The 12,735-nt window shown below is 71.4% G+C and carries 12 protein-coding genes; 5 read left to right on the top strand and 7 right to left on the bottom strand.

Features of this window, described 5'->3' with window-relative positions; translation table 11 throughout:
- Window positions 1-55: 55 nt before the first annotated feature.
- Together dnaJ and hrcA are read right to left on the bottom strand one after the other, a co-directional pair.
- Window positions 56-1,192 (bottom strand): molecular chaperone DnaJ, encoded by a 1,137-nt coding sequence (gene dnaJ, locus B6R96_RS23620; protein ID WP_030384644.1) that lies wholly within the window; start codon window positions 1,190-1,192, stop codon window positions 56-58.
- Window positions 1,193-2,209, bottom strand: coding sequence for a heat-inducible transcriptional repressor HrcA (gene hrcA / locus B6R96_RS23615; protein ID WP_081523573.1), 1,017 nt, complete (start codon window positions 2,207-2,209; stop codon window positions 1,193-1,195).
- Between the two features lie 148 nt (window positions 2,210-2,357).
- On the opposite strand from hrcA, the gene B6R96_RS23610 reads away from it, so the two are divergent.
- Entirely contained in the window at window positions 2,358-3,083 is a 726-nt protein-coding gene (locus B6R96_RS23610) for an MBL fold metallo-hydrolase (protein WP_081523572.1), read from the top strand.
- Between the two features lie 28 nt (window positions 3,084-3,111).
- Window positions 3,112-3,909 carry a DUF3097 domain-containing protein gene (locus B6R96_RS23605; RefSeq protein WP_081523571.1) on the top strand — a complete coding sequence of 266 codons (798 nt, stop codon included), beginning with the start codon at window positions 3,112-3,114 and terminating at the stop codon, window positions 3,907-3,909.
- A gap of 84 nt (window positions 3,910-3,993) precedes the next feature.
- Here the strand turns inward: B6R96_RS23605 and hemW are convergent, their stop codons facing one another.
- The 3 genes from hemW to lepA form a co-directional block, all read right to left on the bottom strand.
- Window positions 3,994-5,226 (bottom strand): radical SAM family heme chaperone HemW, encoded by a 1,233-nt coding sequence (gene hemW / locus B6R96_RS23600; RefSeq protein ID WP_081523570.1) that lies wholly within the window; start codon window positions 5,224-5,226, stop codon window positions 3,994-3,996.
- Between the two features lie 179 nt (window positions 5,227-5,405).
- On the bottom strand, window positions 5,406-7,298 hold the full coding sequence (locus tag B6R96_RS23595) for an AMP-dependent synthetase/ligase (RefSeq protein WP_053703007.1): 1,893 nt from the start codon (window positions 7,296-7,298) through the stop codon (window positions 5,406-5,408).
- 234 nt (window positions 7,299-7,532) lie between these two features.
- Entirely contained in the window at window positions 7,533-9,398 is a 1,866-nt protein-coding gene (gene lepA / locus B6R96_RS23590; protein WP_030384650.1) for a translation elongation factor 4, read from the bottom strand.
- Between the two features lie 255 nt (window positions 9,399-9,653).
- Between lepA and rpsT the strand changes: the two genes are divergently transcribed.
- Window positions 9,654-9,920 (top strand): 30S ribosomal protein S20, encoded by a 267-nt coding sequence (gene rpsT, locus B6R96_RS23585; RefSeq protein ID WP_030384651.1) that lies wholly within the window; start codon window positions 9,654-9,656, stop codon window positions 9,918-9,920.
- A 282-nt stretch (window positions 9,921-10,202) separates the two neighbouring features.
- Complete coding sequence (locus B6R96_RS23580; RefSeq protein WP_081523569.1) at window positions 10,203-10,520, top strand: hypothetical protein; 318 nt, start codon at window positions 10,203-10,205, stop codon at window positions 10,518-10,520.
- Here the strand turns inward: B6R96_RS23580 and holA are convergent.
- Window positions 10,517-11,509: a DNA polymerase III subunit delta gene (gene holA / locus B6R96_RS23575; protein WP_199815931.1), complete on the bottom strand. Its 993-nt coding sequence runs from the start codon at window positions 11,507-11,509 to the stop codon at window positions 10,517-10,519. The two genes, B6R96_RS23580 and holA, sit on opposite strands and share 4 nt — an antisense overlap.
- 61 nt (window positions 11,510-11,570) lie before the next feature.
- Between holA and B6R96_RS23570 the strand changes: the two genes are divergently transcribed.
- Complete coding sequence (locus B6R96_RS23570; RefSeq protein ID WP_081523568.1) at window positions 11,571-11,813, top strand: hypothetical protein; 243 nt, start codon at window positions 11,571-11,573, stop codon at window positions 11,811-11,813.
- Between the two features lie 10 nt (window positions 11,814-11,823).
- Here the strand turns inward: B6R96_RS23570 and B6R96_RS38225 are convergent, their stop codons facing one another.
- Window positions 11,824-12,714: a YceI family protein gene (locus tag B6R96_RS38225; protein ID WP_053171609.1), complete on the bottom strand. Its 891-nt coding sequence runs from the start codon at window positions 12,712-12,714 to the stop codon at window positions 11,824-11,826.
- Window positions 12,715-12,735 lie beyond the last annotated feature (21 nt).

Below are 12,735 nucleotides of genomic sequence, written 5' to 3'. Positions count from 1 at the left end.
ACGAGCCCGGCCGGGGAATCCCCGGGCCGGGCTCGTGACGGTGGTGCGCGGTCGGTCAGCGACCGTTGAACGCGTCCTTCAGGCGGCTGAACAGCCCCTGCTGACCCGGCGCGAACTGGCCCATCGGCCGCTCCTCGCCGCGCAGCTTCGCGAGCTGGCGGAGCAGGTCCTCCTGCTGCGCGTCCAGCTTGCCCGGGGTGGTGACCTCGACGTGGACGATCAGGTCGCCGCGTCCGCCACCGCGCAGGTGGGTCACGCCGCGGCCGTGCAGCGGGATCGCCTGGCCGGACCCGGTGCCGGGCCGGATGTCGATCTCCTCCAGCCCGTCGAGCGTCTCCAGCGGGCATTTGGTGCCCAGTGCGGCCGCCGTCATCGGGATGGTCACCGTGCAGTGCAGGTCGTCCCCGCGCCGCTGGAAGGTCGGGTGCGCCAGCTCGTGGATCTCCACGTACAGGTCACCGGCGGGGCCGCCGCCGGGGCCGACCTCGCCCTCGCCCGCGAGCTGGATCCGGGTGCCGTTCTCGACACCGGCCGGGATCTTGACCGTGAGGCTGCGGCGGGAGCGGACCCGGCCGTCGCCCGCGCACTCGTGGCACGGGGTCGGGACCACGGTGCCGAAGCCCTGGCACTGCGGGCAGGGGCGCGAGGTCATGACCTGGCCCAGGAAGGACCGGGTGACCTGCGAGACCTCACCGCGACCGCGGCACATGTCACACGTCTGCGCCGAGGTGCCGGGAGCGGCGCCCTCACCGGAGCAGGTGTTGCAGACCACGGCCGTGTCGACCTGGATGTCCTTGGTGGTCCCGAAGGCCGCCTCGTCCAGCTCCAGGTCCAGACGGATCATGGCGTCCTGGCCGCGGCGGGTCCGCGAGCGCGGGCCGCGCTGCGAGGCCTGGCCGAAGAAGGCGTCCATGATGTCCGAGAAGTTGCCGAAGCCACCCGCTCCGAAGCCGCCCGCGCCGCCGCCGCCCGAGGAGGACAGCGGGTCGCCGCCGAGGTCGTAGACCTGCTTCTTCTGCGGGTCCGACAGCACCTCGTAGGCCGCGTTGATCTCCTTGAAGCGCTCCTGCGTCTTCGGGTCCGGATTCACATCCGGGTGGAGTTCACGCGCGAGGCGCCGGAAGGCCTTCTTGATCTCGTCCTGCGATGCGTCGCGGCGCACGCCGAGAACGGCGTAGTAGTCCGTGGCCACTTACGACTCCGCCAGGATCTGTCCGACGTAACGTGCCACTGCGCGTACCGCTCCCATCGTTCCGGGGTAGTCCATGCGGGTCGGTCCGACCACGCCGAGTTTGGCGACTGCTTCGCCGCCCGAACCGTAACCGACCGAGACGACCGACGTGGAGTTCAGTCCCTCGTAGGCGTTCTCATGCCCGATCCGTACGGCCATTCCCGACTCATTGGCCTCGCCCAGCAGCTTGAGGAGCACGACCTGCTCCTCCAGCGCTTCGAGCACCGGCCTGATCGTCAGGGGAAAATCGTGTCCGAAGCGGGTGAGATTGGCGGTACCGCCGATCATCAGCCGCTCCTCGGCCTCCTCGACCAGGGTTTCGAGGAGGGTCGCGAGCACCGTGGAGACGGTGCCGCGGTCCTCGGCCTCGAAGGATTCGGGGAGGTCCTGAACCAGCGGGGGCACATCGGTGAAGCGCCGCCCGACGACCCGGCTGTTGAGCCGGGCCCGCAGGTCCGCGAGAGAGGTCTCGCCGAAGGGGCTCGGGCAGTCGATGAGCCGCTGCTCGACCCGCCCGGTGTCCGTGATCAGTACGAGCATCAGGCGCGCGGGAGCCATCGAGAGCAGCTCCACGTGCCGGACGGTCGACCGGGTCAGGCTCGGGTACTGGACGACGGCGACCTGCCGGGTGAGCTGCGCGAGCAGCCGCACCGTGCGGCCGACCACGTCGTCGAGGTCGACGGCGCCGTCGAGGAAGTTCTGGATGGCCCGGCGCTCGGGCGACGACAGCGGCTTGACCCCCGCCAGCTTGTCGACGAAGAGGCGATAGCCCTTGTCGGTGGGGATCCGGCCGGCGCTGGTGTGGGGCTGGGCGATGTAGCCCTCCTCCTCCAGCACGGCCATGTCGTTGCGCACGGTGGCGGGCGAGACGCCGAGCCGGTGCCGCTCGGTGAGCGCCTTGGAGCCGACCGGCTCCTCCGTCCCGACGTAGTCCTGGACGATGGCGCGCAGCACTTCGAGTCTGCGTTCGCTGAGCATCGCGCGCACACCTCCAGCTCTGGTCCGTTGCCGTGTTCTGCCGTGTTCGTTGGCACTCTGATCGTTCGAGTGCCAGAGAGCCCCCGCTCAGTGTACGGCCGGGCGGTAAGCCCCTGGCAAGGGAGGCCCGCCAGGGTAGCGTCGCCGCATGGACGTGCGTTGGGAAGAGTGTGGGTGGGAACGGCTGACCGGACGGGCCGGCCGTCGGCGGCTGCCGGTGTGGGACTGCACCGTGGGGCTTGTGGTGGGCGAGGATTCCGTGCTCCTGATCGACCCCGGCTCGTGCCTGCGCGAGGGCGCCGAGGTGCGGGCCGAGGCGGAGCGGCTGACGGGCCGGCACGTGACCCATATCGCATTCACGCACGGCCATTTCGATCACGTCCTGGGCGGGGCCGCCTTCTCGGGCGCCGAGGTGTTCGGGGCGGTCGGGCTGGACTCGCTGCTGGCGGCGGAACGCGAGGAGCTGCGCGAGGACGCGGTCCGCCACGGGCTCGCGGAGGCGGAGGCGGCGGAGGCGGTGGACCTGCTGGTGCTGCCCCGGCACCCGGTGTCGGGCGAGTGGACGCTGGAACTGGGCGGCGTACAGGTGCTGCTGGCCAATGTGGGGCCCGGGCACAGCGGGCACGACCTGGCCGTCTTCGTACCGGGCGAGCGCGAGGTGGTCTTCTGCGGGGACCTGGTCGAGGAGTCGGGGGAACCCATGGCGGGCCCGGACGCCGTGCCCGGGCAGTGGCCCGCGGCCCTGGACCGGCTGCTGTCGCTGGGCGGGGACGACGCACTGTACGTGCCGGGTCACGGAGCGGTGGTCGGGGCGGACTTCGTCCGTGCGCAACGCGCCACACTGGCGGCCCGTTTCGGCGTGTCGGAGGCGTGACGCGCGCGGCTCTCCTACTGTCGGCCGGATGCGCGAGTACTCCCCCGACCTGACCCCCCAGTGGAAGCGACCCACGGCCGTGCCGGAGGTGGCGGCGGACCGCGACCTCGTGGTCGAGGTCGCCGGTACGGACTTCTGCGGCGCGGTGGTGGCCTGCGAGGCGGGCACGGTGACGCTGGAGGACCGCTTCGGCAAGCGGCGGGTGTTCCCGATGGAGCCGCGGGGGTTCCTGCTGGACGGCGAGGTGGTCACCCTGGTCCGGCCGGCGCGCGGCCCCGCGGCGCCGCGCCTGACGGCCTCGGGCTCACTGGCCGTCCCCGGGGCGCGGGCGCGGGTGGCCCGGGCGGGCCGGATCTACGTCGAGGGCCGGCACGACGCCGAGCTGGTGGAGCGGGTCTGGGGCGACGACCTGCGGATCGAGGGCGTGGTGGTCGAGTACCTGGAGGGCATCGACGACCTCCCGGCCATCGTCGCCGACTTCGCCCCGGCCGAGGACGCCCGCCTCGGCATCCTGGTCGACCACCTCGTCCCGGGCTCGAAGGAGTCCCGCATCGCGGCGTCGGTGACCTCCCCGCACGTCCTGATCGTGGGCCACCCGTACGTGGACGTCTGGCAGGCGGTGAAGCCGTCCGCACTGGGCATCCCCGCGTGGCCGGTGATCCCGCCCGGTCAGGACTGGAAGACGGGCGTCTGCCGGGCCCTGGGCTGGCCGGAGAACACCGGGGCCGCCTGGCAGCACATCCTGTCCCGGGTCACCTCGTACCGCGACCTGGAATCCACCCTCCTGGGCTCGGTGGAACACCTCATCGACCACGTCACAACCTGACCGCCCCCGCCCTCCAGCCCCGCCGGCGTTTGAGGCGCGGGGGTCCGGGGGCAGCGCCCCCGGCGGCCGGCCCGCCCGCGCGGGTCAGTCCACCAGGTCCCGCACCACCGCATCGGCCAGCAACCGCCCCCGCAGGGTCAGCACCGCACGCCCGCCCTCGTACGGCCCCGGCTCCAGCAGCCCGTCCGCCAGCGCCCTCCGCGACGCCGCCAGCCCGGCCGGAGCGAGCAGCGGCAACGGCACGCCGTCGACCAGCCGCAGCTCCAGCAGGATCCGCTCCACCCGCCGGTCCTCCGCCGACAGGAGCTCGCGTCCCGCCCCGGGCGACCGCCCCTCCGCCAGCGCCGCGGCGTACGCACCCGGGTGCTTCACGTTCCACCACCGCACCCCGCCCACGTGCGAGTGCGCGCCCGGCCCGGCGCCCCACCAGTCGGCGCCGCGCCAGTACAGCTCGTTGTGCAGGCAGCGGCCGGCCTCCGAGGTGGCCCAGTTGGAGACCTCGTACCAGGAGTAGCCGGCCTCGGCCATCACCGAGTCCGCGATCAGGTACCGGTCGGCGTGGACGTCGTCGTCCGTCATCGGGACCTCGCCCCGGCGGATCCGCCGCGCCAGCTGCGTGCCCTCCTCGACGATCAGCGCGTAGGCGCTGATGTGGTCCGGCCCGGCCCCGAGCGCCGCCGCGAGCGTCGCGCGCCAGTCCTCGTCCGACTCCCCCGGGGTCCCGTAGATCAGGTCGAGGTTGACGTGCTCGAAGCCCGCCGCCCGTGCCTCCGCGACGCACGCCTCGGGCCGGCCGGGGGTGTGGGTGCGGTCGAGCACCTTCAGGACGTGCTGCTTGGCGCTCTGCATGCCGAAGGAGACCCGGTTGAAGCCCCCGGCGCGCAGCTCGGCGAGGTACGCCGGGTCCACCGACTCCGGATTGGCCTCCGTGGTGATCTCGGCGTCCTCGGCGAGGCCGAATTCGTCCCGGATCGCCGCGAGCATGCGTACGAGGTCGGCGGCGGGCAGCAGCGTGGGCGTACCGCCGCCGACGAAGACGGTCCGGACCTGGCGGGGGTCGTCGCCGAGCACCTTCCGCGCGAGCCTGACCTCGTCGATCAGGGTGTCGGCGTAGTTCTCCCGGGAGGCGAGCACACCGCCGGTGCCCCGCAGCTCGGTGGCCGTGTAGGTGTTGAAGTCGCAGTAGCCGCAGCGCGTGGCGCAGTAGGGGACGTGCAGGTAGAAACCGAGCGGCCGCTCCCCCGCGCCCGCCAGGGCATGCGACGGCAGCGAGCCGTCTTCGGGCATGGGTTCACCGTCGGGGAGTGCGGAAGGCATACCCCCATCATCCCGCACCCCGCCCATGGTCAGCCCCGCCCGGCACCACTCCCGCCCCACTCCAGCCCCGCCGGCGTTTGAGGCGCGGGGTCCGGGGCGTAGCCCCGGGAAGGGCGCGCGGGACGGGGGGCCCGGCGGGGCGGGAGACCGCCCCGCCCCCGCCGAGCCCGCGGCAGGCGTTACGCCTCGCGCGACCCCTCGTACATCTCCTCGATCAGGTGCTTGAACTCACGCTCGACCACCGGCCGCTTCAGCTTCAGGCTGGGCGTGAGGTCGCCGTGCTCGACGTCGAGGTCGCGCGGCAGCAGCCGGAACTTCTTGACCGTCTGCCAGCGCTGGAGCCCCTCGTTGAGGGTCTGGACGTAGGTCTCGATCAGGCGGTTGGTCTCCGGCGCCGCCAGGACCTGTCCGTAGGTCTTGCCCTCCAGCCCGTTGTCGGCGGCCCAGGTGAGGATGGACGGCTCGTCGAGGGCGATCAGGGCGGAGCAGAAGTTACGGTCCGCGCCGTGCACGACGATCGTGGACACGTACGGGCAGATCGCCTTGAACTGGCCCTCGATCTCCGCCGGGGCGACGTACTTGCCGCCCGAGGTCTTGATCAGGTCCTTCTTGCGGTCGGTGATGCGCAGGTAGCCGTCGGCCGACAGTTCGCCGATGTCGCCCGTGTGCAGCCAGCCGTCGGACTCCAGGACCTCGGCGGTCTTGTCCGGCTGACCGTGGTAGCCCTGCATGATGCCGGGGCCGCGCAGCAGGACCTCGCCGTCGTCGGCGATGCGCACCTCGGTGCCGGGGAGCGGCTTGCCGACCGTGCCGGTGCGGTAGGCCTCGCCCGGGTTGACGAAGGAGGCGGCGCTGGACTCGGTCAGGCCGTAGCCCTCCAGGATGTGCACGCCGGCGCCGGAGAAGAAGAAGCCGATCTCGGGGGCCAGGGCGGAGGCGCCGGAGACGGCGGCGCGCAGCTTGCCGCCGAAGGCCTCGCGCAGCTTGGAGTAGACGAGCGCGTCGGCGATCTTGTGTTTGGTGGTGAGGCCGAAGGGGGCGGTCGCCTGGCCGGTGCGGCGGAAGTTGTCCTGCGTGACCTTCGCGTACTCGCGGGCGACGCCCGCCGACCACTGGAAGATCTTGTACTTGGCGCCGCCGGCGGCCCGGGCCTTGGCGGCCACGCCGTTGTAGACCTTCTCGAAGATGCGCGGGACGGCCGCCATGTAGGTGGGCTGCACGACCGGCAGGTTCTCGATGATCTTGTCGATCCGGCCGTCGACGGCGGTCACGTGCCCGGCCTCGATCTGCCCGGAGGTCAGTACCTTGCCGAATACGTGGGCCAGCGGCAGCCACAGGTACTGGACGTCGTCCTTGCCGATGAGCCCGGTGGCCGTCATGGCCTTGGCCAGGTACGACCAGTTGTCGTGCGGCAGCCGTACGCCCTTGGGGCGGCCGGTCGTGCCGGAGGTGTAGATGAGGGTGGCGAGCTGGTCGGAGGTGATGGCCGCGATCCGCTCGTCGACGGCCTCGGGGTGCTTGGCGAGGTACTCCTTGCCGCGCGCCTCCAGCTCGGCGAGGGAGAGCACCCAGCCCTCGGGGTCGCCCTCGGCCGCGACCGCGTCGGCGGCCTCGAGGACCACGACGTGTTCGAGGTGCGGCAGGTCGGTGCGGCGCTCGCGCGCCTTCGCCAGCTGCTTCGCGTTCTCGGCGATCAGCACCCGGCTCTCGGAGTCCGAGAGGATGAAGGCCGACTCGTCCGCGTTGGTGCTGGGGTAGATCGTGGTGACCGCGCCGCCGGCACACATCACGCCGAGGTCGGAGAGGATCCAGTCGACCCGGGTCTCGGAGGCGAGCGCGACGCGCTGCTCCGTTTCCAGGCCGAGGGAGATCAGGCCGGCCGCGATGGCGAACACCCGCTCGGCCGCCTGGCCCCAGCTGAGTGATTTCCAGTCGTCTGGGCCGCCCCGGCCGTCGGCCGCGGGCACCGGGTACCGGTAGGCCTCGTCGTTCGGCGTCGCTGCGACGCGCTCAAGGAAGAGCACCGCCACGGTGGGCGGGCGGTTCTCGAGATAGGTCTGTGTGTCGCTCACGACATCCTCCGGACCGTTCCACGCGGCAGTGCGTGGGCGTGGGGCGCTGGGGGCGCTTGGGACTGGCGGGTTTGCAACCGTTGACTTTTTAAACTGGCGAGTAACCGTCGGGCAGTGATCAGACTAGAGCGCCGCTGCCGCGCGCGTAAGAGCCCGCGAGCGGCCGCTTCATAACGAAACAGGCCCCCGCACCGGAGTGCGGGGGCCTGTCTGCGTCGGGTGGCGGCGGGGCTGCTACTTCTTCTTGCCGCCGGACTCGTCGCTGGAGAGGACGGCGATGAAGGCCTCCTGCGGGACCTCCACGGAGCCGACCATCTTCATCCGCTTCTTGCCTTCCTTCTGCTTCTCCAGCAGCTTCCGCTTACGGGAGATGTCACCGCCGTAGCACTTGGCGAGGACGTCCTTGCGGATGGCGCGGATGGTCTCGCGGGCGATGACGCGGGAGCCGATCGCGGCCTGGATCGGCACCTCGAAGGCCTGCCTGGGGATGAGCTCGCGCAGCTTGGCGACGAGGCGCACACCGTAGGCGTAGGCCGCGTCCTTGTGCGTGACGGCGGAGAAGGCGTCGACCTTGTCGCCGTGCAGCAGGATGTCGACCTTGACCAGGCTGCCGGACTGCTCGCCCGTGGGTTCGTAGTCCAGGGAGGCGTAGCCGCGCGTCTTGGACTTCAGCTGGTCGAAGAAGTCGAAGACGATCTCCGCGAGCGGGAGGGTGTAGCGGATCTCGACCCGGTCCTCGGAGAGGTAGTCCATGCCGAGCAGGGTGCCGCGGCGCTGCTGGCAGAGCTCCATGATGGCGCCGATGAACTCGGTGGGTGCGAGCACGGTGGCGCGCACGACCGGCTCGAACACGTCCGAGATCTTGCCCTCGGGGAACTCGCTCGGGTTGGTGACGGTGACTTCCTTGCCGTCCTCCATGACCACGCGGTAGACCACGTTGGGCGCGGTGGCGATCAGGTCGAGGCCGAACTCGCGCTCCAGGCGCTCACGGACCACGTCCAGGTGGAGCAGGCCGAGGAAGCCGACGCGGAAGCCGAAGCCGAGCGCGGCCGAGGTCTCCGGCTCGTAGACCAGGGCGGCGTCGTTGAGCTGGAGCTTGTCCAGGGCCTCGCGCAGGTCCGGGTAGTCCGAGCCGTCGAGCGGGTAGAGACCGGAGAAGACCATCGGGCGCGGGTCCTTGTAGCCGCCGAGGGCCTCGGTCGCGCCGTTGTGCAGGCTGGTGATGGTGTCACCGACCTTGGACTGACGGACGTCCTTCACGCCGGTGATGATGTAGCCCACCTCGCCGACGCCGATGCCGTCGGAGGGGGTCATCTCCGGGGAGGAGACACCGATCTCCAGCAGCTCGTGGGTGGCGCCGGTGGACATCATCCGGATGCGCTCGCGCTTGTTGAGCTGGCCGTCGACCACACGCACGTACGTCACGACGCCGCGGTACGAGTCGTAGACCGAGTCGAAGATCATGGCGCGGGCCGGGGCGTCCTTGACGCCGACGGGGGCCGGGACCGTGGCGACGACCTTGTCGAGCAGCGCCTCGACGCCGAGACCGGTCTTCGCGGAGACGCGCAGCACGTCCTCGGGCTGGCAGCCGATCAGGTTCGCGAGTTCCTCGGCGAACTTCTCCGGCTGGGCGGCCGGCAGGTCGATCTTGTTCAGGACGGGGACGATCGCGAGGTCGTTCTCCATCGCCAGGTACAGGTTGGCGAGGGTCTGGGCCTCGATGCCCTGGGCGGCGTCCACGAGGAGGACGGTGCCCTCGCAGGCGGCGAGGGAGCGGGAGACCTCGTAGGTGAAGTCGACGTGCCCGGGGGTGTCGATCATGTTGAGGATGTGGGTGTTGCCCTGACCCTCGCCCGTGGTGGGGGCCCAGGGCAGTCGGACCGCCTGGGACTTGATCGTGATGCCGCGCTCACGCTCGATGTCCATGCGGTCGAGGTACTGGGCGCGCATCTGCCGCTGGTCGACCACACCGGTGATCTGGAGCATCCGGTCGGCAAGAGTCGACTTGCCGTGGTCGATGTGCGCGATGATGCAGAAGTTGCGGATCAGCGCCGAGTCGGTACGGCTCGGCTCGGGCACGTGGCTGGGGATCGCGGGCACGCAGTGTCCTGATTCTCGGTCGCAGTCGGAAGCGTTTGCGGAGCGTCGGTCGGAGCGAAAGTCCGGCTCCCGTCGCTCTCGGCGGCGCGATGTCGGATCTATACGCAGAGTCCCATGGTCCCATGGACGGGGCAGTGCGCTCGGTTTGGGCCGCCAGGAGCGTGCCTGGTAGCCTGGGCAGCTGTGTCTCGTATGCCCTCTCAGCTGTCGGGACACAATCCGAAGATCAAACTCTGAACCTGAAAAGGCTCTTTCGTGGCGAACATCAAGTCCCAGATCAAGCGGAACAAGACGAACGAGAAGGCGCGCCTGCGCAACAAGGCCGTCAAGTCCTCGCTCAAGACCGCGATCCGCAAGGCCCGCGAGGCCGTCGTCGCCGGTGACGTCGAGAAGGCCACCGTGGCTTCTCGCGCTGCCGCGCGTGCGCTCGACAAGGCTGTCTCGAAGGGTGTCATCCACAAGAACGCCGCCGCCAACAAGAAGTCGGCGCTGGCCACCAAGGTTGCCTCCCTGCAGGGCTGAGCTCCCTGATGTGATCGCCGGAAGGGACCCAGTGGGCCCTCTCTCCCGCTCCTGACCGGCACCCCGCTCCGCACACGAAGCGTTCGCCACGCGGGTGCGGCGCAACCAGAAGTAACCGAAGGCCCCGGCCTCCGCCCTTCCCCAGGGCGGTGGCCGGGGCCTTCGTGCTGCCCGGCGTGCCTCGCCGGGGCTGCTCAGTCGTACATGTGCTGAGGCGGTACGCGGTGCGGCAGCGGCCGGCGCCAGTCGCCCTCGCGGGCGACGAGGATCCGGCGGGCCAGGGTGCGCACCCCGTTCCAGGCCGGTTCGGCGGTCAGCGACTCGGCACAGGCCGGCGCGGCCGCGGACGTCGGCCTCGCCGAGGAGCCGGCCGATGGCCCGGAGGTCCTGCAGGGCCTGTGGTGCGAGGGTCCCCCGCTGCGCCATGCCCTCGGCCAGGTGGAGGACGAAGTCGGCGTCGTCGGTGACAGGAACGCTCTTCACCCCGTGCTCAACGGCCCAGGCCAGCTGATCCGCGGCATCGGCGGCGAGGACTGCCATCAGCCTCGCGACCCAGCGCTGCCAGCAGTCGGCGTCGTCGTACATGCGGGTCCGCGCTAACGGCCCTGGGGACGGGCGGCGCGGGCCACCGCCACGACGGCCTTCTCCAGGGCGTACTCGGGGTCGTCACCGCCGCCCTTGACCCCGGCATCGGCGGCGGCCACGGCGCGCAGCGCCTCCGAGACCGCGTCCGCCGACCAGCCGCGCATCTGCTGGCGGACCCGGTCGATCTTCCACGGGGGCATGCCCAGGTCCCGGGCGAGGTCGCCGGGGCGGGCCCCGCGCGGGGCGGAGGCGAGCTTGCCGATGGCGCGGACGGCCTGGGCCAGGGCGCTGGTGATCAGGACCGGCGCCACCCCGGTGGACAGGGACCAGCGCAGGGCTTCCAGGGCCTCGGCCGCCCGCCCCTCGACCGCCCGGTCGGCGACCGTGAAGCTGGAGGCCTCGGCCCGGCCGGTGTAGTAGCGGGCCACGACGGCCTCGTCGATGGTGCCCTCGACGTCGGCGCACAGCTGCGCGGCCGCGCTGGCCAGCTCCCGCAGGTCGCTGCCGATCGCGTCCACCAGGTTCTGGCAGGCCTCCGGGGTCGCGGACCGGCCGAGCGTGCGGAATTCGCCCCGCACGAAGGACAGCCGGTCCGCCGCTTTCGTCATCTTCGGGCAGGCGATCTCGCGCGCACCCGCCTTGCGCGCCGCGTCCAGCAGGCCCTTGCCCTTGACCCCGCCCGCGTGGAGGAGGACCAGGATGATCTCCTCGTAGGGCGCGGCGAGGTAGGCCTTGACCTCCTTGACCGAGTCCGCGGACAGGTCCTGCGCGTTGCGCACGACCAGCACCTTGCGCTCGGAGAAGAGCGAGGGGCTCGTCAGCTCGGCGAGCGTGCCGGGCTGGAGCTGCTCGGAGGCGAGATCGCGGACGTCCGTGTCGGCATCGGCGGCGCGGGCGGCCGCCACCACCTCGCGCACGGCGCGGTCGAGCAGCAGTTCCTCCTGCCCCACCGCGAGGGTGAGCGGGGCGAGCGGATCGTCGGTGGAGTTCTTCCTGGTGGCCATCGCGTCCAGCATCCCACGCCGCACTGACAGCCCTCCGCCCCGCGTGCCCGAGAATGGTCGCGTGAATGTGCGACATGTACTCGTCCTGCCCGACCGCGACGCCGCCGAGGAGGTGGCCCAGGAGGCCGCCGACCGCTTCGGACTCCCGGAGGAGCCGCAGTTGGTCCGCGACGCGCTGGCCGGCGAGGACGACGCCGAGGACGCCCAGTGGCTGGTGGTCGTCGAGGACCCGCAGGAACGGCTCGACGTCACCTCGCTGGACGACCTCGCCGCCGAGTACGAGGGCTGGCTGGAAACCCCGTAGGGGCTGCCGGTCAGGCCTTGCGCACGGCCTGGATGTCCAGGGTCACTTCCACGCTCGAACCGATCGCCGCGATCCCCTGCGCCAGCACCGACTGCCAGTTGAGGGTGAAGTCCTCACGGTGCAGTTCGGTGGTGGAGCGGCAGGCCGCCCGCAGTTCGCCCTCCATGCCCGTGCCCAGGCCGAGGTACTCGGTGTCCAGGGTCACCGAGCGGCTGACCCCGTGCAGGGTGAGCGCGCCGGCGACGGTCCAGCGGCTGCCGCTGCGGTGGATGAACCGCTCGCTGTAGAACTCCACCGTGGGGTGGCGGACCGCGTCCAGGAAGTCCCCCGACCTCAGGTGGTCGTCGCGCAGCCGCACCCCGGTGTCGATGCTCGCCGCGTCGATGATCACGTGCATGGAGGAGTCCTCCATGCGCTCGGCTATCCGCACCGCCCCGGCGAACGTGCTGAACCGGCCACGGATCCGGGCCAGGCCGATGTGCTGCGCGGTGAACCCGATGGTCGAGTGCGTCGGGTCGAGCTCCCAGTGGCCGGGCTGCGGCAGCAGCGGCGGCTCCACCGCGTCCAGGATGATCTCCGCGGTGCCGGACTGAGCCGGGTCCCCCACGATCGTCACCCCGTGGAACGGGGCGTACCCCTCGGCGGTGACCGACAGCCGGTACTCCCCCTCCGGCACGGCCGCGGTGAAACCGCCGTACGGGTCGGTCTCGCCTCTGACGATGCGGCGGCCTATCGGGTCGGTCACCTCGAACACGGCCTGCCGGAGCGGCCGGTGCACCGTGTCGAGGACCCGGCAGCTGAGCAGACGTGCCGTCGGCGGCAGCGTCAGTGTCGCGGATATGGAGGGACTGGAACTCCCGGCCGTCCCGGCCGTCTCCATCCCCCGTCTGCGACCGAACATGGCTGATGCACCCCCGTGCTG

It is taken from the genome of Streptomyces sp. Sge12 (genome assembly GCF_002080455.1).
Lineage (GTDB): Bacteria > Actinomycetota > Actinomycetes > Streptomycetales > Streptomycetaceae > Streptomyces.
This window is presented reverse-complemented; position numbering and strand designations above follow the sequence as displayed.